This window comes from Amycolatopsis sp. NBC_01286 (assembly GCF_035982555.1).
Classification (GTDB): domain Bacteria; phylum Actinomycetota; class Actinomycetes; order Mycobacteriales; family Pseudonocardiaceae; genus Amycolatopsis.
Genome location: NZ_CP108428.1, coordinates 1,887,694 through 1,911,846, shown reverse-complemented (window position 1 = coordinate 1,911,846; position 24,153 = coordinate 1,887,694). Strand labels below are relative to the sequence as shown.

25 protein-coding genes and 3 tRNA genes are annotated in these 24,153 nt (G+C 70.3%); 17 read left to right on the top strand and 11 right to left on the bottom strand.

What is annotated here, in order from left to right; translation table 11 throughout:
• The first annotated feature begins 12 nt into the window (after nt 1-12).
• Nucleotides 13-933: a glutamate ABC transporter substrate-binding protein gene (locus OG570_RS09230; protein WP_326951739.1), complete on the top strand. Its 921-nt coding sequence runs from the start codon at nt 13-15 to the stop codon at nt 931-933.
• A 55-nt stretch (nt 934-988) separates the two neighbouring features.
• A complete protein-coding gene (locus OG570_RS09225; RefSeq protein WP_326956230.1) occupies nt 989-3,706 on the top strand; it encodes a serine/threonine-protein kinase in 2,718 nt (905 codons plus the stop codon).
• A gap of 30 nt (nt 3,707-3,736) precedes the next feature.
• On the opposite strand, the gene OG570_RS09220 is transcribed toward OG570_RS09225, so the two are convergent.
• Nucleotides 3,737-4,324, bottom strand: a complete 588-nt coding sequence (locus tag OG570_RS09220) for a PaaI family thioesterase (protein ID WP_326945763.1) — start codon at nt 4,322-4,324, stop codon at nt 3,737-3,739.
• A 201-nt stretch (nt 4,325-4,525) separates the two neighbouring features.
• Here OG570_RS09220 and OG570_RS09215 point away from each other — a divergent pair, with 201 nt between their 5' ends.
• The gene (locus tag OG570_RS09215; RefSeq protein ID WP_371827614.1) at nt 4,526-5,902 is read left to right on the top strand and encodes an MFS transporter; all 1,377 of its coding nucleotides are present in this window, start codon (nt 4,526-4,528) and stop codon (nt 5,900-5,902) included.
• A gap of 68 nt (nt 5,903-5,970) precedes the next feature.
• Here the strand turns inward: OG570_RS09215 and OG570_RS09210 are convergent, their stop codons facing one another.
• The 4 genes from OG570_RS09210 to OG570_RS09195 form a co-directional block, all read right to left on the bottom strand.
• Nucleotides 5,971-6,465, bottom strand: coding sequence for a hypothetical protein (locus OG570_RS09210; RefSeq protein WP_326945764.1), 495 nt, complete (start codon nt 6,463-6,465; stop codon nt 5,971-5,973).
• Nucleotides 6,462-7,013, bottom strand: a complete 552-nt coding sequence (locus OG570_RS09205) for a SigE family RNA polymerase sigma factor (protein ID WP_247060129.1) — start codon at nt 7,011-7,013, stop codon at nt 6,462-6,464. The genes OG570_RS09210 and OG570_RS09205 overlap by 4 nt, the downstream gene beginning before the upstream one ends.
• A gap of 4 nt (nt 7,014-7,017) precedes the next feature.
• The gene (locus tag OG570_RS09200; protein ID WP_326945765.1) at nt 7,018-7,320 is read right to left on the bottom strand and encodes a hypothetical protein; all 303 of its coding nucleotides are present in this window, start codon (nt 7,318-7,320) and stop codon (nt 7,018-7,020) included.
• A 172-nt stretch (nt 7,321-7,492) separates the two neighbouring features.
• A complete protein-coding gene (locus tag OG570_RS09195; protein ID WP_326959939.1) occupies nt 7,493-8,692 on the bottom strand; it encodes a L,D-transpeptidase in 1,200 nt (399 codons plus the stop codon).
• A gap of 470 nt (nt 8,693-9,162) precedes the next feature.
• Between OG570_RS09195 and OG570_RS09190 the strand changes: the two genes are divergently transcribed.
• On the top strand, nt 9,163-9,366 hold the full coding sequence (locus tag OG570_RS09190; protein WP_003097368.1) for a cold-shock protein: 204 nt from the start codon (nt 9,163-9,165) through the stop codon (nt 9,364-9,366).
• A gap of 180 nt (nt 9,367-9,546) precedes the next feature.
• Here OG570_RS09190 and OG570_RS09185 read toward each other — a convergent pair whose 3' ends face one another.
• Entirely contained in the window at nt 9,547-9,984 is a 438-nt protein-coding gene (locus tag OG570_RS09185) for a hypothetical protein (protein ID WP_326945766.1), read from the bottom strand.
• Nucleotides 9,985-10,599: 615 nt separating this feature from the next.
• On the opposite strand from OG570_RS09185, the gene OG570_RS09180 reads away from it, so the two are divergent.
• The 5 genes from OG570_RS09180 to OG570_RS09160 all read left to right on the top strand — a co-directional run bounded on the left by OG570_RS09180 (nt 10,600) and on the right by OG570_RS09160 (nt 12,201).
• On the top strand, nt 10,600-10,854 hold the full coding sequence (locus OG570_RS09180) for a hypothetical protein (RefSeq protein ID WP_247060133.1): 255 nt from the start codon (nt 10,600-10,602) through the stop codon (nt 10,852-10,854).
• A 162-nt stretch (nt 10,855-11,016) separates the two neighbouring features.
• Complete coding sequence (locus OG570_RS09175; protein WP_326956229.1) at nt 11,017-11,811, top strand: SCO6745 family protein; 795 nt, start codon at nt 11,017-11,019, stop codon at nt 11,809-11,811.
• A 101-nt stretch (nt 11,812-11,912) separates the two neighbouring features.
• Nucleotides 11,913-11,985, top strand: a tRNA-Glu gene (locus tag OG570_RS09170).
• Nucleotides 11,986-12,022: 37 nt separating this feature from the next.
• Nucleotides 12,023-12,096: transfer RNA gene (locus OG570_RS09165), tRNA-Asp, on the top strand.
• Nucleotides 12,097-12,127: 31 nt separating this feature from the next.
• Nucleotides 12,128-12,201: transfer RNA gene (locus tag OG570_RS09160), tRNA-Phe, on the top strand.
• 44 nt (nt 12,202-12,245) lie between these two features.
• Here the strand turns inward: OG570_RS09160 and OG570_RS09155 are convergent.
• Nucleotides 12,246-12,560: a hypothetical protein gene (locus tag OG570_RS09155; RefSeq protein WP_326956228.1), complete on the bottom strand. Its 315-nt coding sequence runs from the start codon at nt 12,558-12,560 to the stop codon at nt 12,246-12,248.
• A gap of 379 nt (nt 12,561-12,939) precedes the next feature.
• Between OG570_RS09155 and OG570_RS09150 the strand changes: the two genes are divergently transcribed.
• Nucleotides 12,940-13,290, top strand: coding sequence for a YciI family protein (locus tag OG570_RS09150; RefSeq protein ID WP_326956227.1), 351 nt, complete (start codon nt 12,940-12,942; stop codon nt 13,288-13,290).
• A 10-nt stretch (nt 13,291-13,300) separates the two neighbouring features.
• On the opposite strand, the gene OG570_RS09145 is transcribed toward OG570_RS09150, so the two are convergent.
• Together OG570_RS09145 and OG570_RS09140 are read right to left on the bottom strand one after the other, a co-directional pair.
• A complete protein-coding gene (locus tag OG570_RS09145) occupies nt 13,301-15,616 on the bottom strand; it encodes a sensor domain-containing protein (protein ID WP_326956226.1) in 2,316 nt (771 codons plus the stop codon).
• A 40-nt stretch (nt 15,617-15,656) separates the two neighbouring features.
• Nucleotides 15,657-16,409 (bottom strand): rhomboid-like protein, encoded by a 753-nt coding sequence (locus OG570_RS09140; RefSeq protein WP_326956225.1) that lies wholly within the window; start codon nt 16,407-16,409, stop codon nt 15,657-15,659.
• 130 nt (nt 16,410-16,539) lie between these two features.
• Between OG570_RS09140 and OG570_RS09135 the strand changes: the two genes are divergently transcribed.
• The gene (locus tag OG570_RS09135) at nt 16,540-17,067 is read left to right on the top strand and encodes a hypothetical protein (protein WP_326956224.1); all 528 of its coding nucleotides are present in this window, start codon (nt 16,540-16,542) and stop codon (nt 17,065-17,067) included.
• Here OG570_RS09135 and OG570_RS09130 read toward each other — a convergent pair whose 3' ends face one another.
• The gene (locus OG570_RS09130; RefSeq protein ID WP_326956223.1) at nt 17,068-17,514 is read right to left on the bottom strand and encodes a pyridoxamine 5'-phosphate oxidase family protein; all 447 of its coding nucleotides are present in this window, start codon (nt 17,512-17,514) and stop codon (nt 17,068-17,070) included. It lies immediately after the preceding gene.
• 88 nt (nt 17,515-17,602) lie between these two features.
• Between OG570_RS09130 and OG570_RS09125 the strand changes: the two genes are divergently transcribed.
• Nucleotides 17,603-18,142: a TetR/AcrR family transcriptional regulator gene (locus OG570_RS09125; RefSeq protein ID WP_326956222.1), complete on the top strand. Its 540-nt coding sequence runs from the start codon at nt 17,603-17,605 to the stop codon at nt 18,140-18,142.
• Here the strand turns inward: OG570_RS09125 and OG570_RS09120 are convergent.
• Nucleotides 18,129-19,460 (bottom strand): nucleobase:cation symporter-2 family protein, encoded by a 1,332-nt coding sequence (locus tag OG570_RS09120; RefSeq protein WP_326956221.1) that lies wholly within the window; start codon nt 19,458-19,460, stop codon nt 18,129-18,131. The two genes, OG570_RS09125 and OG570_RS09120, sit on opposite strands and share 14 nt — an antisense overlap.
• Nucleotides 19,461-19,579: 119 nt before the next feature.
• Between OG570_RS09120 and OG570_RS09115 the strand changes: the two genes are divergently transcribed.
• The 5 genes from OG570_RS09115 (at nt 19,580) to OG570_RS09095 (ending at nt 24,097) form a co-directional block, all read left to right on the top strand.
• Nucleotides 19,580-20,719, top strand: coding sequence for a 5-methyltetrahydropteroyltriglutamate--homocysteine S-methyltransferase (locus OG570_RS09115; protein ID WP_326956220.1), 1,140 nt, complete (start codon nt 19,580-19,582; stop codon nt 20,717-20,719).
• Complete coding sequence (locus OG570_RS09110; RefSeq protein ID WP_247060184.1) at nt 20,719-21,036, top strand: NIPSNAP family protein; 318 nt, start codon at nt 20,719-20,721, stop codon at nt 21,034-21,036. The genes OG570_RS09115 and OG570_RS09110 overlap by 1 nt, the downstream gene beginning before the upstream one ends.
• Nucleotides 21,037-21,245: 209 nt before the next feature.
• The gene (locus OG570_RS09105) at nt 21,246-22,031 is read left to right on the top strand and encodes an IclR family transcriptional regulator (RefSeq protein WP_326945810.1); all 786 of its coding nucleotides are present in this window, start codon (nt 21,246-21,248) and stop codon (nt 22,029-22,031) included.
• 58 nt (nt 22,032-22,089) lie between these two features.
• Complete coding sequence (locus OG570_RS09100) at nt 22,090-23,304, top strand: NAD(P)/FAD-dependent oxidoreductase (protein ID WP_326959936.1); 1,215 nt, start codon at nt 22,090-22,092, stop codon at nt 23,302-23,304.
• Between the two features lie 52 nt (nt 23,305-23,356).
• Nucleotides 23,357-24,097, top strand: a complete 741-nt coding sequence (locus OG570_RS09095) for a Clp protease N-terminal domain-containing protein (protein ID WP_326945811.1) — start codon at nt 23,357-23,359, stop codon at nt 24,095-24,097.
• Nucleotides 24,098-24,153: the final 56 nt, after the last annotated feature.

The following is a 24,153-nucleotide window of genomic DNA, read 5'->3' as shown; positions in this document are numbered from 1 at the left end:
GCGGTCGTCGCGATGCTGACGGCGGCCTGCGGGAGCCCCGGGAAACCGGTCGACCCGGCGCCGGTGAGCAACGCGGCCTGGCCGCAGCCCGCGCACGTCGGCGGCCCGGACTCGACGGCCGGCGGCGGCACCGACACCAGCTGCAACCCGCAGGCCAGCCTCGCGCCGAGCGGGACGTCGATCGCCGACGGCTCGACCATGGCGAAGATCAAGGAACGCGGGAAGCTGATCGCCGGCGTCGACCAGACGACGTACCTGTTCGGGTTCCGCAACCCGACCACGGGCAACATCGAGGGCTTCGACATCGACATGGTCAACGAGATCGCCCGGGCGATCTTCGGTGCGCCGGAAGGGCGCGTGCAGTTCCGCGCGATCCCGTCGTCGCAGCGCGAAGACGTCCTGACGCAGGGCCAGGTCGACATCGTGGTCCGGACCTACAGCATCACCTGCGCGCGCAAGGCGAAGGTGCAGTTCTCCTCCGTGTACTACAAGGCCGGTCAGCGGATCCTCGTCACCAAGGAGTCGAAGGTGACCAAGCTGGCCGACCTGAGCGGCAAGCGGGTGTGCGCGACGAAGAAGTCGACGTCGCTGGCGAAGATCGCGACGGACCCCGCGAAGCCGGTGCCGGTGTCGGTGGACAACTGGTCGGACTGCCTGGTGATGCTCCAGCAGGGCCAGGTCGAAGCCGTCTCGACCGACGACACCATCCTCGCCGGGATGGCCGCGCAGGACCCGACGCTGCAGGTCGTGGGCGACCAGTTCACCGAAGAGGACTACGGCATCGGCGTGCCGAAGGACAACACGGACATGGTCAAGTACGTCAACGCCGTGCTCGACAACATCCGCAACAGCGGCGCTTGGCAGGACAGCTACCGCAAATGGGTGGAGCCCTCGCTGGGGCCGGCGTCGCCGCCGTCGCCGCAGTACCAGTGAGCCGCTCGCGGCTAGGATCGGTCCTCGTACGTCGTCGGGGATCTGGGAGGTAGCAGTGTCTGAGGAGCCGCGCCGTCCTCGGCACGCCGCGCCGGACGACGAGCCGCAGGTGGCCGCGCCGAGCTGGCAGCCGCCGCCACCGGTGCGGTGGGAGACGCCGGAGCCGTCGATCTCCGGCCGCCTCGACGACACCGAACCGCCCGCCGCCGAGCGCACCGTCTTCCACGCCCCGGTCCGGCGTCCGCCGACAGCGCCGACGCCGCCGCGTGGCCAGTCGTCCTCCTTCGTGCGCGGGCAGATCCCGGGTGCGGACGACCCGACCCGGCCGCCGGGCCGGATGAGCCCGGTGACCCCGCCTCCCGGCACGCCGCAGGTCGCGCCGCCCGTCGCGCCGTCGGTGGAGCCGACCCAGGCCGTCCGGGTGGATCCGAACGCGCCGCAGCCGACGAGCGTGCTCGCGGTGCCGACCCCGGAGACCCAGAGCATCATGCCGCCGGCCCCGCGGCCGGAGCCCGGACCGGGCGCGCTGCCGGACCCGGGCACCGAGAGCGTGCTGCCCGAGCGCAGCAGCGACGGCCGGCACACGGGCACCGGAACCGGCACGGGTACCGGAACCGGCAGTGGCAGCGCCGCGGTTTCCGGCTCCGGACCGTTCCCCGGCACTTCGCGGCGGACGTCATCGCGCACCTCGCGTTCGCGCCGCGGCCGGCTCGGCGCCGGCCTGGTCGAGGTCCCGCCGGTCCCCGCGCGCGACCCGGCGTCCGCGGTGCTGACGAACCCGATGGTGTCGGAGGAAAAGCGCTTCTGCGGCAGCTGCAGCGCGAAGGTCGGCCGCGGCAAGGACGGAAAACCCGGTGCGGCGGAAGGAAAGTGCGAGAACTGCGGCACGCCGTTCTCGTTCGTGCCGAAGCTGCAGCCGAACGAGCTCGTCGGTGGGCAGTACGAGGTCCTCGGCGCGATCGCGTACGGCGGCCTGGGCTGGATCTACCTGGCGCAGGACCACAACGTGTCCGACCGCTGGGTCGTCCTCAAAGGACTGATCGACACCGGTGACGCGACGGCGATGGCGGCCGCGGCCAACGAGCAGCGCTTCCTGGCCGAGGTCGAGCACCCGAACATCGTCAAGATCCACAACTTCGTGCAGCACCCGGACCGCCAGAGCGGCACGACCGTCGGCTACATCGTGATGGAGTACATCGGCGGCCAGTCGCTGCGGCAGCTCGCGCTGGCGCACCACCGGGAAAGCCGGCGCCCGGAGCCGCTGCCGATCGGCCAGGTGCTGGCGTACGGGCTGGAGATCCTGCCCGCCATGGGTTATCTGCACAGCCAGGGCCTGCTCTACTGCGACCTCAAGCCGGACAACGTGATCCAGACCAACGAGCAGCTGAAGCTGATCGACCTGGGCGCGGTCCGGCGGCTCGACGACTACGAGAGCCCGCTGTTCTTCACGACCGGTTACAGCGCACCGGAACTGGCGACGCAGGGCGCGTCGATCGCGTCGGACCTGTTCACCGTCGGGCGCACGCTCGCCGTGCTGAGCTTCGAGTTCACCGGCTACACCAGCAAGTTCAAGACGACGCTGCCCGGGTCGGACGCGGTCCCGCTGTTCGCGTTGTTCGGTTCGTACCACCGGTTCCTGAAGCGCGCGACGCACGCCGACCCGGACCGGCGGTTCCTCTCCGCCGAGGAGATGGCCGACCAGCTCACCGGCGTGCTGCGCGAGATCATGGCGCTCGGCACCGGCAAGCCGCGGCCCGGCGCGTCCACGGTGTTCGGCCCGGAGAGCCGCACGTTCGGCGTGCAGCTGGTGGTGCCGGAGGCCGGCGGGAGCGTGCCGCTGCCCGGCGCGGCCGAGGTCGTCGCCGGCCTGCCGATCCCGCAGGTCGACACGGACGACCCGGCGGCGGGCGTGCTCGCCACGACGACGTCGCTCGAGCCGCGTGGCGCGATCGAAGCGCTGGCCGGCGCGCCGCGGGAGTCGATCGAGGTGCGGCTGCGGATCGTCCGCGCCCGGATCGAGCTGGGCGAGCTGTCCGAGGCGCAGCGGCAGCTGCAGGCGGCGCAGTACCTGGCCATCAAGAACGGCTTCCCGCACGACTGGCGGATCGACTGGTACCGCGGCCTGATCGAGCTGGCGGGCGGCCGCTCGCGCGTCGCGCACGTCGCGTTCGAAGCGGTGTACGACGACCTGCCGGGCGAGATCGCGCCGAAGCTGGCGCTGGGCGTCAGCGCCGAAGGGGTCGGCGACTACTTCGCGGCCGCGCGCTTCTACGAGCTGGTCTGGCGCACGGACCGCAGTTACGTCAGCGCCGCGTTCGGCCTGGCCCGGGTGTACCTCGCGCAAGGTGCGCGGACCAGCGCGGTCGAGGTGCTCGAGATGGTGCCGTCGTCGTCGACGCACTACGTCGACGCGCAGGTCGCCGCGATCAAGATCAAGACGACCGCGACCCGGGCGGCGGGCAAGGAAGCGCTGGTCGCCGAGCACGACCTGCTCGACGCGTCGGCCCGGCTGGAGCGCCTCCGCCTGGACGCGGAGCGCCGTACGAGCCTGTCGGCGGGAGTGCTCGAAGCCGCGTACGAGTGGCTTCGCGGCCCTCGCCAGGGCCCGCCGACGCCGGGAGCGCGGGTGCTGGGCTGCCCGCTGGAGGAGCGTGAGCTGCGCTTCGGCCTGGAGCGCTGCTACCGGGCCCTGGCCCGCCTGGCGGCGACGGTCGAGCAGCGCGTGGAGCTGGTGGACAAGGCGAACGCCATCCGACCCCGCACCCTCACCTAAGCGGCACTTTCTCCGGGAGAGTGACGCGCGTCAGGGGTTGATCTCCCAGTCGCCGCGTTCGCGCTGGTTCTTCTCGTGCTGGGCGGCCAGCTTCTCCAGCGCCTGCGGGTCGCCGTGGTTGGAGAAGTGGTCGAAGCCCACCACGATGAACAGCGCGCGGGCGCTCACCGCGATCGGGCCGTCCTCGGCGTCGAGGCGGCCGTCCGCGCTGACGTAGATCTTGCGGCCGGCGATGCCGTCGAGGTGCGCGGTGATGAACAGCGTCGAACCGACCGGCACCGGGCGGCGGAAGTCCGTCTCCAGCTTCCCGGTGACCGCCGGGCGGCGCATCAGGTTGCCCACCGTCGAGCCGAGCGCCTCGTCGAACGCGCAGGCCAGGAGGCCGCCGTGAGCGAGCCCGGGCGCGCCCTGGTGGGCCGCGGTGACGGTGAACCGCGAGTGCACGACCTGGCCCTCACCGACGGTCGAGCGCAGGTGCAGCCCGGCGTCGGCCTCGTCACCGCAGCCGAAGCACTCGCCGAAGTGCACGCCCAGCTCGGTGCCGGGTTCCGGCGCCTTGGGGTGCGGGACCGCCGGCTCCACCGGTACCGGCGGCCAGGGTTGAGAAACACGACTCATGCGCTGACGTTAACTCGCGGGTAGTCGTCCGCTTCGTCCGGCCCGCGACGTGACCGGGCAACCTACACCTCTCAGTAGCCGGAAAGTTCCCCACTGTAGAGATTCTCCGGCTCAGACTGCCGACCTGCGGCAACCGGTCGAGACTGGCTGGATGAGCTCGAACGGCCCAACGGGCACGCTACGGAGGAGGTCGTCGCCGGCATGAGCGAACCAGCAGCTACGACGGGCAAACCGGAAGTGGACGAGAGAACCGTCAAGCGCGCCGTGTGGGCGTCCGCGATGGGCAACGCCACCGAGTGGTACGACTACGGCGTCTTCACCTCGGGCGCGATCGCCGTCAGCATCGGCTCGGAGTTCTTCCCCGGCGACGGCAACGCCGTGCTCAAGTCACTGGCCCTGCTGGCGGTCGGGTTCATCGTGCGGCCGTTCGGCGGGGCGTTCTTCGGCCCGCTCGGGGACAAGATCGGCCGCCAGAAGGTCCTGGCCATCACGATCCTGCTGATGTCGGGCTGCACGTTCCTGGTGGGCGTGCTGCCGACGTACTCCGGCGGCTACAGCATGGGCATCGCGGCCCCGATCGCGATCCTGCTCCTGCGCATCATCCAGGGCTTCTCCACCGGCGGTGAGTACGGCGGCGCGGCGACGTTCATCGCCGAGTACTCGCCGACGAAACGCCGGGGCTTCTTCGGCAGCTTCCTCGAACTGGGGACGCTCGCCGGGTACGTGCTCGGCAACCTCGTGGTGCTCGCCGTGACGCTCTCGCTGTCGGCCGACCAGGTCGACGCCTGGGGCTGGCGGATCCCGTTCTTCGTCGCGCTGCCGCTGGGCCTGGTCGGGCTCTACCTGCGGAACAAGCTCGAGGACACCCCCGAGTTCCGCCGGCTGGAGGCCTCGGGCGAGAAGCCGCGCAAGGCGCCGCTCAAGGAGATCTTCACCCGCAACTGGCGGATGATCCTCAACCTGATCGGCATCGTGCTGCTGCTGAACGTCGCGGACTACCTGCTGCTGACCACGATGCCGACGTACTTCACGGAAACGCTGAAGATCAACGACAACACGTCGACGCTGATCATCATCGCGGTCGAGGTCCTGCAGATGGCGATCATCGTGCCGCTCGGCGCGCTGTCCGACAAGATCGGCCGGAAGCCGCTGCTGCTCACCGCGGCCATCGGGTTCCTGGTGCTGAGCTGGCCGTCGCTCAAGCTGATGCAGTCCGGCAGCATCCTGTGGCTGTTCGTCGGGTTCCTGATCGTGGCGATCCTGCTGGTGCTGATGCTCGCGGTGATCGGCTCGACGTTCCCGGCGATGTTCCCGACCCGCGTCCGGTACGGCTCGTTCGCGATCGGCTACAACATCTCGACGTCGCTGTTCGGTGGTACCTGCGGTGTCATCGTGACGGCGTTGATCCAGAGCACCGGCAACCCGGACTGGCCCGCGTACTACCTGATGGCGGCGGCCCTGATCGCGATCATCCCGATCATCAAGATCCCGGAGACGTCGCAGGTGCCGATCGAGCAGATCGACACCGAGGACAGCGGGGGCGGCAAGTCCCTGACCGGCGCGTCCGCTCAGCGTTGAGCGGTCCCGCGCCTCGAAATACGTGTGCCCCGTCCGGATCACCGGGCGGGGCACACGTGCGTAGTGGGTCAGCGAGACGTCGTCCGCGGTGCTTCCGGGGCCGTCTCGGTCGGGTTCGCGGACGGCGGCGGCAGCGAGACCGACGAGGGCTGCTTCGACTTCCGGGTGGTCGCGGCGACCGGCGGGCTCGACGGCCGCTGCGTGCTCGGCACCGAGCGGCCCGGCTGGGCCTCCGGCGGCGCGATGGACGTCGCCGGCACCTCCTCCTGGGACGGTATCGGCCGCGGCGACGGGGGAGCGGTGGTGCCGATCGTGGACAGGCCGGGGTCGGCGGGCTGCACCGGGTCCGGCGGCCCGAGGCGGTGGCCGGCCAGGAAACCGGCCACCGCGAGGATCACCGCCGTCGCGGTCGAAGTGCCCACGACCGCCAGCCGCTTGCGCCGCTGCCGGATCCGGCCGCCGCGTTCGATCACGTCGGCGGCCTCCAGCCGCATCGGCGGCGTGTCACCGGTCGCGCCGGTCAGGATCACGCGGACGTCGTCTTCGGGGTCCACGTTCGTCACCTCCCCTCCGTGGGTGCGCTGAACGTCAGCGCGGTGTAATGCGGGCCGAGCCGGTTGCGCAGGGTGGCCAGGCCCCGGGAGGCCTGGCTCTTCACCGTGCCGGTGCTGCAGCCGAGCGCCTTCGCCGTCTCCTCGACGCTCAGGTCCTCGAAGTACCGCAGCACCAGCACGGCGCGTTGCTTGGGGGCCAGCACGGCCAAAGCCTGCCGGACCAGCGTGTCCTGCTCGCTCCCGGCTTCCGCCGGGAGCTCCGGCAGGGTGTCGGTGAGCCGCTCCCGTTTCCACCTGCTGCGCCGGTGCTCGGCGAGGAACGTGCGCAGCACGACCTTGCGGGCGTAGGCGTCCAGGGTGTCGTGGCGCGACAGCCTCGGCCAGGCGAGGTACAGCTTGATCAGGGCCGCCTGCGTGAGGTCTTCGGCTTGGTGCCAGTCACCGCAGAGCAGGTACGCCGTGGACCGGAGGCTGTGCGCACGCTCGCCGAAGTACCGGGCGAACTCGCCGTCCCACGGCGAGCCCGGCCCGGTCGACGGACGGGAGCGGGTGATCACCTGACTACCGGGTCACCCCGATGGCCGGCAGGTGCAGATCACCGGTCGGGCCGGCCGGGACGGCGCGGGGGACGCGCGGAGCCTGCTCGGCGCGCGGGGCCTTCGTCGTCGCCGGGACGGCGCTCGGCGCCGGCAGGGGCTTGCGGGTGGACTGGGGCGGGACCGGAGCCTGGGTCGGCGGCTCGGCCGGCCGGGTCGTCGCCTGGGGCGGCGCGGTCGGCTGCGACTGGGCCATGGCGACGCCACCGGTCAGGGCGCCACCGGCGAGCACGAGCGCGCCGAGGGACAGGGCGATGCGGATACGCAAGACAGCTCCTCATTCTCGCGGACGCGGCTGTCGATCGCCGCGCCTCTGCCCGTAGTCATGCGGTGGGTGCTCGCCGGGGTTGCATCGGATTCCCGGGTTTCGCGAAAAGCACGAACGGCCGGGAAGTCCGCACTGGACTTCCCGGCCGCCCGGTGTTCCTCGAAGGTCTTTCTCAGCCGGCGAGCGCCGACAGCTTCTGCCAGCTCGCCCAGTCGTAGGTCCAGTCGCTGTAGTCGCCGTCCTTGGCGGTCAGCGTCTGGGTGCTGCCGGTGATCTCCACCGGGTCGCCGGTGAGCACGCCGTCGTAGTACTCCTTGGCGCGCGCGGGCGAGAGGTTCAGGCAGCCGTGCGAGATGTTCTTCTTGCCCTGGGCCCAGACCGACGCGGCCAGGCCGTGGATGAACTCGCCGTTGTTGGAGATCCGGACCGCCCACGGAACCACGACGTTCTCGTAGTGGTACTTCGGGTTGCTCATCGCGTAGGTGGACTGCTTGCCCATCACGACGTGCGTGCCGCTGTGGGTGACGCGGCCCGGGTCGGAGTCGAGGCCGTAGCTCACCGGGTAGTCCGCGATCTGCTGGCCGTCCCGGATGACCTGCATGGTGTGCTGCGTGGTGTTGCCCTTGACGATCTGCGAGCGCCCGATCGCGAAGCTGGCCGACACGTCCTGCTTGCCGTACACGCCTTCGCCGATCTTGACGCCGTAGATCTTGGCGTTGACCTTCACCTGCGTGTTGGGCTTGAAGTACTCCTTCGGCCGCCAGTGCACCGAGGTGTCGCCGTCCAGCCAGGCCCAGGAGCCCTCGGTCTTCGGCGTCGTCTCGACGGAAAGCGCCTTCTCGACGGAGGCCTTGTCGGTGACGCGGCTCGGGAAGCTCAGGGCGATCGGCATCGCGATGCCGTACGTCTGGCCGTCACCGACGTTCAGGCTGGCCTGGGTCTGCCGCTTCGGCTTGACGGTGGTGAACGTGCCGCCGATGGGCACGTTCTTGCCGTCGGCGCCCGCGGCCTGGCCGGACCAGGTGTAGGTCTTGCCGTAGCCGAGCTGCTCGGTGGTGTTCCAGGTCTTCTTGTCCGCCGACGTCTGCCCCTGGACCTGCTTGCCGTCCGGGTTGGTCAGCGTGACCGACAGGATCGTGCCGCTGTCGACCTTGACGCCGACCGGTTCGCCGGGCGCAACGTCTTGCGCGCCCGCGGCCGGAGTCACCGCCAGCTTCGCGGGCTGCGCGGCGGGCGCCGGCGCCGGTGTCGGGCCCCCGCCCGACGTCCCGCTCGCCGACACCGTGGGTTCACTGCTGCACGCCCCCAGCGCCAGCACGGCGACCAAGCCCAGTACCACAGCCGCGCCCCGGCGCCGCGTGGAAGTCTTCACCGTCACTGCCAATCCCCTTTGCCCCTTTGGTGCTTCCCCTCTTACGAGACGCCTCGCGGACCTCGAACGTTGAGCGGTGTTCGAGTGACGAGCGTCACAGTCGCCCGGAGGGGCTTATACAGAGGGGGCACGACCGACTCCGAGCCGTATCCGGTGATCACGGAGCCGATGTGCCGCGCAAGACTAACCGGTGGGTCCGACAGAAGCGGGTGCGGAGCCCTACGACGTTCCGGTGACCTTGGCCCGTGCAGGCGTTTTTCGCCTCGATCACGGGGTTCAACTTTGGCCAGATCCCGGTAGTCTGCTCGGAGGCCGTCGTTTTGCGTGTTCGTGGCTTCACACTCGCGGAACTTCTGACGCGAGCCATGGAGCCGACACGCTCTTGACTCGACTCGTTGGAACCGCCCGGGACGGCCGGGGTGCCGCTTCGGTGGCATTCGAAGCGGATCTGTGCAACGAGGAGAACAGCGGTGGCGCAAGGCACTGTGAAGTGGTTCAACGCGGAGAAGGGCTTCGGCTTCATCGCGCAGGACGGCGGAGAAGGCGACGTGTTCGTGCACTACTCGGAGATCGAGGGCCGCGGCTTCCGCACCCTCGAGGAGAACCAGCGAGTGGAGTTCGAGGTCGGCCAGGGCCAGAAGGGCCCGCAGGCCCAGAAGGTCCGCGCGATCTGAGACCGAGGCTTGTTCCGGTCAGCCCACCGCGCCCCGCACACAGACCCGCTGGTTCGTGCGCACGCCCTTGCGGCGGGCGACGGCTGAACAAGTCTCGCAGGCCCTTTGCGTCTCTCAAGGCCTGAGTGAAGGGCCCCCGGCTTCCGCCGGGGGCCCTTTCTCATGAGTTGCGGGGGCTGGTCAGCGCCGTCCGACGGCCGGCGCGTCGAACGCGTCGGCGGGGAAGTGGAACTCGTCGGTGAGGTCGGTGACCTCTTCGGCCCCGACCTGCCGCTGGTCCTGGAGGGAGGCGGCCTGCCCCTCCCAGTTGAGCCGCTCGAGGATCCACTCCTGAGCGAGGGCCTGGGGCGAGATGCCGCGGGCCTCGGCGACGTCGGTGAGCTGCTTGCTGGCGATGAGGCTCATGCGCAGCTGGAACACCTGCGCCTCACCGAAGCGCTTGCCGGTCCCGGTGCTCTCATTGTCCGCATCAGGCGCCAGGGCGGCCAGGTAGCTCGTGAGTTCCTTGTCCTCGACAACACCGTCGTCGGCGGTCTTGGCGGCACCGCGGTGACGCCCGGAGGACACTGCCTTGAGGTTCGTGCGGCTGCCTAAGCGGCCGAGTGAGGGAAGGGGCACGAGCCACACGATAACGGTTGGGTCTCACCACACAAACCACTGTGAGCCACGACACGCCCCTTTATTTACCCGATCAGCCCAACCCCCACCTGAACAGCCCAACCTTACTTAAACGCACCGCAATCAGTCACTAACAGTACGAGTCGATCACCCAAAGAACAACGCAACAAAGACGGCAAAGGTGACCGGGTAAACGCTGGAAGTCCGGCGGCCGCACCGTGGGGGTCCGGGGGGCTCGGCCCCCCGGGAGATACGCCGAAATGACCGGGGAGCGAAGGGCGAAGCCCGAAGCCCCCCGAGAAATGGAGGACCCCCGCGCCAGGGGGAGGAACGCGGGGGTCGGAGGGGATCTCCACAGGCGCTGACCGGGGGTGTGTCAGCACCTCGATTGTTGCACGAGTTGCGTGGTTGGGCGAGTGGACAGCGGGAAATTTCCGCGTGGGGTGTCACTTTGCGCTGGGGTGACGTTCGTTCGGGTGGTGTTGTTCTCCGGGCGTGCTGATTGCGCTGCGTTGAGCGGAGCGTGGCCTCAGGTTCACTCTCCGGGGGGCTGTGTGTGGCGCCCGGCGCTGGTTAGCCTCGCGGCCAAGTTGTTGTGAGCCGTGTGGAGGGGCTATGAGCGGGTCTGTCGAAGTGCGGGAGTTCCTCCTTCGGTACGAAGGTGCCGATGGGGGTGGTGCCGCGCTCGCCGGGGGTTTGCCGGCGCAGCGCAGTGGTGCCGCTGATACGCAGCGGGTGTCGGACGACCAGGTCCGGCGGGCGCGGCTGGCCGTGGCGAACGGTGCGCTGGGGGTCGACGACTGCGTCCAGCTGCTGGAGATGCTCGGCTTGAACCTGGATGAAGACGGGCAGGCGCCGGTCCAGCGGTGAGGTGGTCGGCGGGTCCGGCGGTCCAGGTGGTCGCCGCCGGGCCTTTCCGGTGATGTTCGTGCAGGTTGCCGCCCTTTCGGGCAATGATTCCCAGGTCTTCGCGGGTTCCTTGACACTGGTTTCGTAACAGTGTTACGTTTGCTGCGTCGAAAGGGGCCGGACATGCTGGCGATCGAGGAAGCGGCCGGGTTGGCGAACCGGATCCGCCCGGTGGTGCAGGTGCTGGGCGGCAGGTTCATGACGTCGCCGGAGCTGGCGGCGGTCGAAGCCGAGGTGGGCCTGCCGCCGCGTTCGCTGTACGTGCGAGGCCGCTCGGCGGTGCTCGGTGACGTCCCGCCGAAGGTGGCCGCGGAGCTGTTCGGCATCTTCCCGCACTGGCTGTTCGACTTCGTCCTGCCGCCGGCGACGGCGGCCCTGGACGCACCCGCCGCGGTCCGCGTCTACGCGGAGTCATCGGCGCGCTGGTCCCGCGTCAGCCTTTCGGCCGCACCGGAGCCGGGTCGCCTGGCGGAGTTGTTGTTCCGCGTGGTCGACACGGCGGACGCGAGCGGCCTCGCGCTGTTCGCCGGCTGGAAGAACGCCTCGCGCCCGGAGGGCGACGCGGAACGGCTGGGCTTCGCCCTGATGGTCTTCCGCGAGCTGCGCGGCGGCCTGCACTTCGCGGCGCTGCGGGCCGTGGGCCTGTCGGTGCCGGAAGCGGTGGTGGCCGACCCCGAGGGCGGCCGCGAGCGCCTGCTGCGCACGGCGTGGCCCGCGGAGGCGGCCGACGAGCTCGTGGCGTCCGCGGCGCGCAAGCCGGACCTGCGTGAGCGCTGGCACCGAGCCGAGGCGTTGACCGACGAGCGCGTCGGCGAGCTGCTGACGTCGGCACTGACGGAGCCCGAGCGCGCCGAGTTCGGCCGTCGCCTGGCGGAGCTGGCGGAGTTTGCGCAGGTCCCGGCTTTGCCGAGGGGTTAAGGAACCCCCGGTGCAAAGGGGTGGTGGCGTGCCCTATGCTTGTAATCGCTCCCGGGGGACAACCTGAGAGCGCGGTCGGTCGGTTAGCCGAAACTGATCGGGCTCCCATCGTCCAGCGGCCTAGGACTCCGCCCTTTCAAGGCGGCAACGCGGGTTCGAATCCCGTTGGGAGTACGCAGTACAGTAGTAAAGGAACGAAAGCAGTACGCAAGGCCCTGTGGCGCAGTTGGTTAGCGCGTCGCCCTGTCACGGCGAAGGTCGCGGGTTCGAGTCCCGTCAGGGTCGCAAGATCGTTCGGCTCCAGGCCGGCGTTCCCGGCCAGGTAGCTCAGTTGGTACGAGCGTCCGCCTGAAAAGCGGAAGGTCGCCGGTTCGACCCCGGCCCTGGCCACCGCTCACGAAGGCCGTCTCGACTCAGTCGAGGCGGTTTTTTCGTTATCCGGCTTCCTCGACGTGGAAGTACCCGACGGGCTTGGGCCCTTCGGTGATCACGACCACCGTGCCGGCCTGGATCCGCTGCGGGCCGGTGTTCTCGACGATCAGCCAGCGCCCCTCGGCCGCCCAGGTGAGTTCGCCGGCAGGGACGCCTCGCACCACGAACGACGCGAGCCCGGTGTCAGCGGTTTCCGGCGGCACGAAGGTGTTCGCGGCGTACCGGCCATCGGCGCGCGGCGGGCCGGAGGTGCGCCCGCCTTGCTCGGGCGTCAGCCACACGACGCGGCCGCGGAACGGGAACGGAGCGGTGTCCACGGCCCGATTCTGCCGGAGACGATCAGCGCGGCACGACCACGATCTGATCAGCGTCCTCGTAGACGATCCGCCCCGGCGGTTGCCGGGAAACCAGTCGTTCGCACCGGACGCCGTGGGTGTCGAGGATTTCGAGGTAGCCGGCGGCCCGATCGACCAGTTGCCGGGCCGGCTCAGGTCGTTGATCAAGCCGAAGAACCCGGGATGGCGGCCTTCGGAGTTGGGCTCTGCGCTCTGGAACCTGATGTACGCCACCCCAGCAGTGTGCCCGTTAGGCCGAACGAGTGAACCCCGGACGGCCATGTCCGGACGCGGCGAACGGCGTCGACCTACCGGCGAAGGCAGCCCGAGAACGGGCCGCCACCCATTACGGGGAGCCGATATGCGATACCTGCTCACGCTGCACATGAACCCCGCCCTCTGGGGCACCCTGACCGACGACCAGAAGAACGGCGTCTACGCAGGCCACGGCGACTTCATCAAGCTCGTCACCGGCTCCGGCGAGATGGTCGAGACCAAGGCGCTCGTCGATCCCGCCGGTACCAGGACCGTCCGGGTCGAGAACGGTGTGCCGCGCGTCGAGAACGGCACCTTCGTCGAGTCCGCCTCCTTCCTCTGCGGCTACTACGTCGTCGACGTCGAGAGTGAGGAGCGGGCTGTCGAGCTGGCCGGGAAGATCCCGGACGCGCAGTACACCGCCGTCGAGGTGCGCGAGGTGATCCACGAGGGTTGACCTCGAGCGGCTACCGGCTGCCGAACAGTTCGTCCGCCGGGATCGGCCGGCCCAGGTGGAATCCCTGCGCCTGGTCGCAGCCGAGGCGGCGGAGCAGCTCCAGCTGCTCCGCGGTTTCGACGCCTTCGGCGATCACGGTCAGGTCTACCGCGTGGGCCATCGCGATGATGCTCGTGACGATCGCCTCGGCGTCGTGTGATTCGGCGATGCCGGTGATGAACGAGCGGTCGATCTTGAGCGTGTCCAGCGTCAGCCGGCGCAGCTGCGCGAGCGACGAATAGCCCGTGCCGAAGTCGTCGATCGCCAGCAGCACGCCCAGGGATCGCAGTGCTGCCAACACTTCCCCGGCCGCTTCCTGGTCGCGCATCAACGCGCTTTCGGTGACCTCCAGGCAGAGCGCGCCCGCGGGCAGCCCGGTGCTCGCGAGCGCGTCCTGGACAGCGGGCACCAGGTGCGGGTCGTCGAGCTGCCGCGTCGAAAGGTTCACCTTCAGCGTCAGGTCCAAGCCCTGGTTGGTGCGACGCCAGGCGAGTTCGCGGGTGGTGGCGCGCAGCATCTCCTTGCCGATCACGTTGATCAGGTCGCTCTCCTCGGCCAGCGGGATGAACTCCGCCGGGGAGATCGGGCCGAGCCGGGGATGTGTCCAGCGCAGCAACGCTTCTACCGCCACCATTTCGCCGGTCTTCAGGTCGACCACCGGCTGGTAAGCGGGCCAGAGCTGACCTTCGTGGACCGCGTCGCGCAGGTCCTGTTCCATCCGCAGCCGGCGCTGCATCCGTTCGCGCAGGCCGACGTCGAAGAAGTGGTGCCGCCCGCGTCCAAGCGTTTTCGCTTGGTACATCGCGACATCCGCGTCGCGCAGCAGGTCCTCGGCGCTGCGCTGGTCGGCGCCGTCGACGAGCACGACGCCGATGCTGGCGTCGAGGTGCAGCTGCCGGCCGAGCACGCCGATCGGCTCGGCCAGCGCGGCCCGCAGGTGCTCGGCCAGCGCGCGGACCTCGCCGGGCTCGGTGACCTCGTCGGTGACGATGACGAACTCGTCGCCGCCGAGCCGTCCGACCAGGTCGGCGCGGCCCGACGAGCGCCGCAGCCGCTCGCCGACGATCCGCAGCACCTGGTCGCCGACCGAGTGCCCGAGGGAGTCGTTGATGACCTTGAACTTGTCCAGGTCGAGGAACAGCACGGTCGCCGGGCCGCGGCGGCCCCGGACGTCGAGGCGGTCGAGCACCAGCGTCCGGTTCGCCAGCCGGGTCAGCGGGTCGTGGGTGGCGTCGTGCGCGAGCCGGGCGCTGATCGCGCGGGTCTCGCTGATGTCGGTGAACGACGTGACGACCGCGGCCGCCGTCGGGTCGTCCGGGTCGAGCAGCCGGGAGGTCAGCGACACCCAGACGTCGCGGCCGTCCGGCCGGCGCAGGCGCACGACGAGGCCGTTGTAGCTGACCCCGGTCCGCCGGGTCCGCACCGACGGCATCTCGTCCGGCGGGATCCACTGCCCGGACTCGGTGAACAGCACGAGCGAGTGGCACGGGACGCCGATGAGGTCGGCTTCGGCGGTGCCGAGGATCCGGCACGCCGCCGGGTTCGCCGCTTCGACGAGCCCGGTCGGCCCCATGAGCAGCACGCCTTCGTCGAGCGACGCGACGACCGTGCGGTAGTTCTGCTCGGCCCGCCGCCGCGCGGTTTCGTCGGCGCAGACGAGCACCCAGCCGTCGTTCATCTCAGCTGCCGAAACGCGGACCGTCAGCGGTGCCCCGTCCCGTCGCCGGTGGACGGCTTCGGCGACGCCACCGCGACGCAGCTCCAGCGGCGCGCCGACCAGCTCGCTCGCCCGGCGTCCGACGGCTTCGGCCGCGGTCCACCCGTACACCGTCTCGGCGGCCGGGTTCCAGCTGGTCACGACACCTTCGCCGGTGGTCGCGATCAAAGCGTCGCTGACGTGCGACACGAGCGCGGCCTGGTAGCGGAGGGCGTCGGCGGCCGCCTTCTTCGCGGTGATGTCACGCATGACGACCTGGTAGCCGGGCCCGGCCGTGCGCATGGTCTGCGCCTCGACGGCGAACTTGCTGCCGTCCAGCCGGGACATCAAGGCTTCGACGGGCTCGGTGGCGGCGCCGGGCCCGGCCAGCAGCGCGAGTTTCTCCAGCAGCGCGGGCCGGGAGTCCTCGGCGACGAAGTCCGTGAACGGACGGCCGACGACCTCGTCGGCGGAGCAGGCGGCGAACGCGTCCAGAGCGGCACGGTTGGCGTAGGTGACGACGCCGTTCTCGTGGACGCAGATCGCGTCCGGACTCAGCTCGACCAGCTCGGCGAGGGAGTCTGCCTCCATGTGCGTCCGTCCCCCATGCTGCTCGGCTGTGGCCCGTCGATTACACCACCGACTCCGGCCCGTGCATACCCGCCGGAATACGCGTCCGGCCTGCGGATGCGCGGCGTAACCGCGGGCCCCAGAACAGCAGCCCGAAGTGCGCGGCGACGGCGTGGCCGAGCAGCGTGACGACCGAGTCGAGGGTCGTGGGGTCGTCGCTGAGGTAGATCACCGCGACGAACGCCTCCATCGCGGCCATCGCGAGGAGCCGGGTGCGGCCGCGGAGCAGGAAAACCAGGGCGCCGGCCGTGGTGAAGAAGCCGTAGCTGACGCCGATGTCGAGCCAGTGCCCGGCCGAGCTCGGCAGGACGTGCGCGCTGATCAAAGCCATCACCGGCAGCTCGGTGACGAGCGTGGCGAGCACGTGGCCGGAGAAGAACACGGTGGCCACGCGGCGGATGCCGAACCGGCGTTCCAGTGGCGCGACGGCGATCGCGAAGATGAGGACGTAGACGAGCCAGCCTTCGTCCGCCAGCCAGAGCGCGCTGGTCAGCAGCGAGGTCAGCGGCCGCCGCCACAGGTTGTGGGCGTCGGTGCTGGACAGCCGGAGGAGCCGGTCGGTCAGGTCCGTGTCGGCGAATCGCAGCAGCAGGGTCGTGCCGAGCAGGAGGACGAGATAGCCGAAGGTGAACGGCGTCGCCCGTGGGTTCGGGATGAACCGGACGAACTGCCGCCAGTTGCGCCGTGCCGGACCCGCGAGGTCGAGGACCCGCGGTTCGGCTTTCAGCAGCATGGTTTCAGCTTCGCCGGGCATGCTGGGATTCTCCCCAACCGCAGCTGTGAAACCCCTGTGGATAGTCACTGACCGTCAGATCACACAGCACGTAACGAATTTTTGCCGGTACCTCACCCGTTCGGGTGCTTTGTGCGGTAAAAATACGGCCGTGAACGACGAGGTATCGGTCGCCGAGCTGCTCGTGCGCGAGGGCTGGGGCGACCGGCCGGTGCAGTCTCGGTGGCGGGTGGTCGCGGTGATGCTCGCCGTCGTCATCGGCTGCGGGGCCGCCGCGGTGCTGGTCGCGTTCAGCAGCGGTCAGGTGCGCCAGGACGCCGCGCCGGTCGACCAGATCCAGGTCGTCCCGATGCCGCAGCGCACCACCGGCCTCGGCGGTGCGGGCCAGGCGACGGACTCGCCGAACGACGGCGGGGTCGGCGGCGGCACCGGCGGCGACGTCGTCGTCCCCGGCACGCACGAGGGCACCGTCACCGAGGTGCCGGGCCGGCCGTCGGACGCCGAGAGCAGCACCGAATCCGCGACGGCGACCACCGTGCCGACCGCCGGCGCGCCGGGCTCCACGACCGCCCCGGCCACGACGACGACCCCGGCCGGTGGTCAGCAGCCGCCGCCACCGCCCACGACGTCGACTTCGCCGCCGCACCAGGTCACGTGCATCCTGATCATCTGCTGGTGATCAGCCGAGCTGCTCGCCGAGGTCGCTGAAGTCGGACGTGTTCCAGCGTTCCGGGCGCATCACGATGGCGATGTTGTTGCCGTGGCTGGCGTCGGTCGCGTCCGTGTACGCCTCGCTCATGCCGGGCGGCAGGTAGCGGGCCGCCACCTCGTGCCGTTCCGCCTTGGTCATCGGCCACGTCTTGACGACCGGCCCCTCGACCGAGACGTACTTGTAGACGCCGTCCTGCTCCTGCACGCACAGCGCGAACCGGCCGGCTTCCTCGATCAGCCGCGTCTTGCGCAGCCCGGGGGACGTCATCACCATGACGTCCCCGCCCGGCTCGTAGCGGTACCAGATCGGCGTGGTCAGCGGTGCGCGTCCGGGTTCGGCGGCGACGCTCAGCACGCCGACGCGCGGCTCGGCGAGGAACGCTTCCCGCTCTTCACGGGTCATCTTGCGGGCCATGGTCTCGCTCCTTAAGGCAATTCGATTTGCCTTAAAGGTACGCAGACGCGACTCGCTAAAGCAAGTACCTTTGCTTTAGGATCACCTCATGACCCGACCCGGCGGCCGCAGCGCCCGCGTCCGCGACGCGGTGCACGACGCCGTCGTCGAGCTGCTCGCCGCGGGGGAGACCGACGCCACGGTCCCGAAGATCGCCGAGCGGGCGGGCGTCAACCCGACCAGCATCTACCGCCGCTGGGGCAACCTCGACAACCTGCTCCTCGACGCCGCCGTGACGCGCCTGCGCGAGACGTCGCCGATCCCGGACACCGGCTCGCTGCGCGGCGACCTGACGGGCTGGGCGGCCGGCGTCGAACGCGCGATGCGCGACCGGCACGGCCAGATCCTGCTGCGCGCGCTCGTCGCGACCATGGCCCCGGAACGGGAGCCGATCGAGTACCTCCGGGCCCGCGGCGACGACCTGCAGCAGGCCCTCGACGCGGCCGCCGCACGCGGCGAGGCGGTGCCGTCGGTGCAGGACGTCCTCGACCACGTCCTGGCCCCGCTGTACCTGCGCGTCCTGTTTCGGCTCCCGGTCGAACCGGGCGTCGGCGCCGAATTCGTCGAACGGTTGCTCAAGACCCTGTGAGCAGGTCCGGTTCTTCGCGTCGGCCGAGGTGGTTGAAGAGCAGGTTCAGGGCGAAGGCCAGCACCGCCGTCACCGTGATCGAGCTGCCGCCGATCGTCTGCAGCCAGGCCGGGAAGTGCTGGAAGATCTTCGGCGCGAACGCCGGCAGCAGGCCGACGCCCAGCGCCACCGCCACGACGAAAGTGTTGTGGTTGCCGGAGAACTCCACCGTGCGGAGGTTCTGCGCGCCGACCGCGGCGACCATCGCGAACATCACCACCGCGACCCCGCCGACCGCCGGCTGCGGGATCGCCGCGATGAACGCGCCGATCTTCGGGACCAGGCCCATCAGCACCAGGATCCCGCCGGTCACCGCGACCACCCAGCGGCTGCGCACGCCGGTCATCCGCACCAGCCCGACGTTCTGCGCGAAAGCCGTGTCGGGGAAGGAGTTCATCACGCCGCCGAGCACGGCCGAGAAGCCGTCGGTGGCCAGGCCGCGGGCGAGGTCGGAGTCCGTCGGCGGGCGCCCGGTGATCTCGCCGACGGCGATCATGTCGGCCGTCGACTCGGTGAACGTCACCAGCATGACCACGCACATCGACAGGACCGCGGCGACCGGGAACGTCGGCGCGCCGAAGTGGAACGGCGCCGCGAGCCCGAACCAGCCGGCCGCGCTCAGCCCGTCCCAGTGCACCAGCCCCAGCGGGATCGCGACGACCAGTCCGATCGCCAGGGCCAGCAGCGGCCCGATCTGGTTGGCGAAGCCGCGCAGCACGCGCGTGAACAGCACGAGCAGCGCGAGCACGCCGAACGCGAGCAGGATGTGCGACAGGGCCGCGTAGTCCGGCGCGGTCGGGTCGTTGCCCGCGATCAGCCCGGCGCCCGGGCCGAGCAGCGAGACGCCGATGACGAGCAGCAGCGTCCCGGTGACCAGCGGCGGGAAGAACCGGATCAGCTTCGCGAACGGCTTCGCGATGAGCAGTCCGAACACCCCGGACGCCATCATGGCGCCGTAGACCGCGGGCAGGCCGTACTGCGACGCGATGAGGATCATCGGGTTGACGACGCTGAACGTCGCGCCCGCCACCACCGGCAGCCGGATGCCGAGGAGCTTCCCGATGCCGATCGACTGGATCAGCGTGGCGATGCCCGCGACCAGCAGGTCGGCGTTCACCAGCAGCCCGATCGTCGCCGCGTCGAGCTTGAGCGCGCTGCCGACGATCAGCGGCACCGCGACGGCGCCGGCGTACATGATCGACATGTGCTGCAGGCCGAGCAGCGCCAAGCGGCCGGCGGGCAGGCCCTGGTCTACCGGGTGGACCTCGGGTTTCGTCATCAACAGCCCCCTTTTGCCGTGCCAGCCAACGCGCTTCGGATGACGGTAGCAAGACGCCGCCGTGATGATCGTGTTTCCGGGGTGCGGCGGATCGGGCCGCGATGTGTGACCATCGGTGCATGACATCGGGCGGTATTTCCCAGGTGGGCCCGCCGTTTCGCGCCGATCACGTCGGGAGCCTCCTGCGGCCCCCGGTGCTGCGCGACGCGCGACGGCGGCACGAAAGCGGTGAGATCGGTGCGGAGCAGCTCCGCGCGGTCGAAGACGACGCGATCCGTGACGTGATCAAGATGCAGCGAGCGGCCGGGCTGAGCTCGGCCACCGACGGCGAGTTCCGCCGGGCCTCGTGGCACATGGACTTCATCTACGCACTCGGCGGCATCTCCAAGAGCGACGAACGGCTGCACGTCAAGTTCCACAACCTGGCGGGCGACCTCGAGTTCAGCCCGCCGGGCCTGCAGGTCGACGGCAAGGTCCGGCTCGAGGAGCCGATCTTCGCCGACCACTTCCGGTTCCTGCAGTCCCATGTGGACGCCGGCGTGACGCCGAAGCTGACCATCCCGTCGCCGAGCATGGTCTACTACCGCGGCGGCCGGGCGGCGGTCAGCGAGACCGTCTACCCGGAGCTGGAGGAGTTCTTCACCGACCTCAGCGCGGCGTACTCCGCGCAGGTCACCGCGATGGCCGGCCTCGGCTGCCGCTACCTGCAGCTCGACGACACGAGCCTCGCGTACCTGAACGACCCGGCGCAGCGCGAGCTCGTCCAGCGGATGGGCGGCGACCCGGACACCCAGCACCTGCGCAACATCGCGACGATCAACGCGGCGCTGGAGGGCCGGCCGGACGACCTGGCGGTGACAACTCACTTGTGCCGCGGGAACTTCCGCTCGTCGTGGGCCGCTTCCGGGAGCTACGAGTTCGTCGCGGAAGCCGTGTTCGGCGAGCTGGCCGTCGACGGGTTCTTCCTGGAGTACGACGACGAACGCTCCGGTGGTTTCGAGCCGCTGCGGTTCGTGCCGAAGGACAAGAAGGTCGTGCTCGGCCTGGTCACCACCAAACGGCCGGAGCTGGAGGACCCGGACGTCCTGGTGCGGCGGATCGAGGAGGCGTCGCGGTACGTCGACGTCGACCGGCTCTGCCTGTCGGGACAGTGCGGGTTCTCTTCGACGGAGGAAGGCAACGACCTCACCGTGGACGACCAGCTGCGGAAGCTGGAGCTGATCGTGAAGACGGCCGACCGAGTCTGGGGCAGCCACTGATGATCACCTGCGTCGTCGACTACGTCATCGACCCCGCGAAGCTGCCCGACTTCGAACGGTTCGCCGCCGCCTGGATGCGGTTGGTACAGCGAGAAGGCGGCGTCCACCACGGCTACTTCCTGCCGTCGGAAGGCGCGAGCGACGAAGCGCGCGCGTTGTTCAGCTTCGAGAGCTTCGCCGCGTACGAGCAGTACCGGACCTTGTTCGGCGTCGACCCGGACTTCATCGAGGCCGACAAGATCCGCGAGGAAAGCGGTTGCGTGGTGCGGTACCGCCGGTCGTTCATGCGACCACTGCTCCCGGACGACGACCTCTGAGGTGGGTCGCCCCGGGTTCGTCCCGGGGCGACCCGCTGGATCAGCCGCAGTTACCCCAGCTGTGGCGGGAACCCTGCGCCAAGGTCGTGGTCGGCGTCGCCAACTGCCGCCGAAGTCGTTGGCGCAGGCCGCACCGCCCACACGCCCCGGACCCTGGGCGGTTTGGTCGCGGGTTGCGGGTCCAGCCGATGGTGCGAAGACTGATCCCCATGCGACACAGCGCGCAGCGGCCGCCGTCGGTGGTTGATCGTGTTCTCGATCTGCTCGGCGCGTTCTCCGCCGAGCGGCCGCAACTCACGCTGTCCGAGCTGAGCCGCCGCGTCGGACTGCCGTTGTCCACCACGCATCGGCTGGCCGGGGAGCTGACCCGGCGTGGTGCGCTCGTCCGGGATGACGCCGGTGCGTACCGCGTCGGGCTCTGGCTGTGGGAGGTCGCTTCGCTCGCGCCGCACGGGGCCGAACTCCGGGAGAGCGCGATGCCGTTCCTGGAGGACCTTTACGAGGCCACGCACCAGAACGTGCAGCTCGCGGTGCTCGACGGGCCGGAGGTCGTCTACGTCGAACGCATCTCCGGCCGCGGTGCGGTCAACGTCCTGACCCGGGTCGGCGGGCGGCTGCCGGCGCACGCGACCGGCGTCGGCCAGGTGCTGCTCGCGCACGCGCCGGCCGACGTCCAAGCGGAGGTCGTCGAGAGTCCGCTGAAGGTGTTCACGCCCAAGACGATCAGCTCGGAAGGTGAGCTGCGTCGCGTCCTCGCGGACGTCCGGCGCAACGGGTACGCCATCAGTGACGGCCAGATCGAGCTGATCGCCCTCTCGGTGGCGGCCCCGGTCTTCGGCGCCGACGACGAGGTGGCGGCGGCGATTTCGGTGGTCGTGCCGGCGGAGGGAACCGACCCGAGAACGCTGGTCCCGGCCGTGCGCGCGGCGGCGCGGGGGATCTCGCGGGTCCTCGGCGCCCCCCGCGCGCTGCGGACCAGCGGCGAACCCCACTGATCGACTCCTCGACGAGCCGAGCGGGTTGTGCTCAGATGAAACCATGGGTGAGCAGGGAGTGGGCACGGTTCTGGTCGTCGGCGCCGGGCAGAGCGGGTTCCAGGCCGCGGCGTCGCTGCGCGACCGGGGCTTCGACGGCCGGGTCGTGCTGGTCGGGGACGAACCCGGCGTGCCGTACCAGCGGCCGCCGCTGTCGAAGGCCTACCTGGCCGGGACCGCCGGGCTCGAGCAGCTGCACCTGCGCGGCGAGGACTTCTTCGCCGAGAAGGGCATCGAACTCGTCGACGCGCGCGTCAAGTCGATCGACCGGGCCGCGAACCGCGTCCACTTCGACGACGACGAGGAGCTGGCCTACGACCACCTCGTCCTGGCCACCGGCGCGCGCAACCGGGCCTTGCCGGTGCCCGGCGCGGACCTGCCGGGCGTGCTGGCCCTGCGCACGCGCGACGACGCCGACCGGCTCCGCGCGTCGCTGTCCGGCGCGCAGGACGTCGTCGTGGTCGGCGGCGGCTTCATCGGGCTCGAGTTCGCGTCCCACGCCGGCCGGCCGGTGACGGTCGTCGAGGCGCAGGACCGGCTGCTCAACCGCGTCGCGTCACCCGAGATCTCCGGGTACTTCGCCGAACTGCACCGCGAGGCCGGGCACACGGTCCTGCTCGGCCAAGGGGTTTCCGCGCTGCACGGCGACTCGCGGGTGCGGGAGGTCGAGCTGTCCGACGGCACGCGGCTGCCCGCCGACCTCGTCGTGATCGCCGTCGGCGTCGTGCCGGAAACCGCGCTCGCCGAGGCCGCCGGGCTGGACATCGCGAACGGCGTGGTCGTCGACGCGCACCTGCGCACGGCCGACCCGCGGATCTTCGCGATCGGCGACTGCGCGAACTTCCCGTGCGTGCAGGCGGGCGCGGCGACCCGGCTGGAGTCGGTGCAGAACGCCGTCGACCAGGCCCGGTGCGTGGCCGCGGCGCTGACCGGCACCGAAGAGCCGTACGCGAGCCTGCCGTGGTTCTGGACCGACCAGTCGGGCGCGAAGCTGCAGATCGCCGGGATCCTCGACCGCGCCGACCGGACGGTGGTGGCGGGTGATCGCGAGGCGGGCAAGTTCTCGGTGCTGTCCTTCCGCGACGACGTCCTCATCGCGGTCGAGTCGGTGAACCGCCCGGCCGACCACATCGCAGCGCGGCGGCTGTTCACCGCCGACCCGCAACCGGCGTACGCGGACCTCGAAGCGAGCGGGTTCGACCTGAAGGCGCACCTGAAGACCCGCGTCGCCTGAGATCGTCAACTCGTGGTTGACGCACCCAGTGCGTCAACCTACAGTTGACGGCATGAACCTGCCTGACTACTCCGTCAAACTCGACGACCTCATCACCGCCATCAAGAGCAACAACGACCAGGACGCCCTCGCCCAGCTCTCCGACGCCGTCTACATGGGCGAGCACCTCGGCGACGTCGCCGACCACCTCATCGGCCACTTCGTCGACCAGGCTCGCCGCTCCGGCGCGTCCTGGACCGAGATCGGCAAGAGCATGGGCGTCACCAAGCAGGCCGCGCAGAAGCGGTTCGTGCCGAAGGTGGACCCGGGTGGTGACGTCTCCGGCGCGATCGAGCGCGTCTACGGCCGCTACACCGACCGCGCGCGGCACGTGATCGTCGCCGCGCAGAAGGCGGCCATCGACCACCGCAGCCCGGCGATCGACACCGTGCACCTCGTGCTGGGCCTGCTCACCGAGCCCGCGGCGCTCGCCGCGGGCGCGATCCTCGCCCAGGGCGTCACGCTGGAGACCGTCCAGGAGACGGCCGAAGCCCAGCTGCCCGAGCCGGCCGGCGAGGTGCCCAGCCCGATGCCGTTCAGCCCCGGGGGGAAGAAGGCCCTGGAACTGACCCTGCGCGAAGGGCTGCGGCTGGGGCACAACTACATCGGCACCGAGCACATCCTGCTGGCGCTGCTGGAGCAGGGCGAAGGCGTCGGCTTCCAGGTGCTCGACGGCTTGGGGATCAAGAAGGACAAGGCCGAGGCGAAGATCGTCGCGGTCCTGACGGAGATCCTCGCCGCGCGAGGCCAGTGACGCTGCTCTGATCGGGATGGACCAGGGGGTCTTCCCGCTCAGGCACCCCGGAAAGC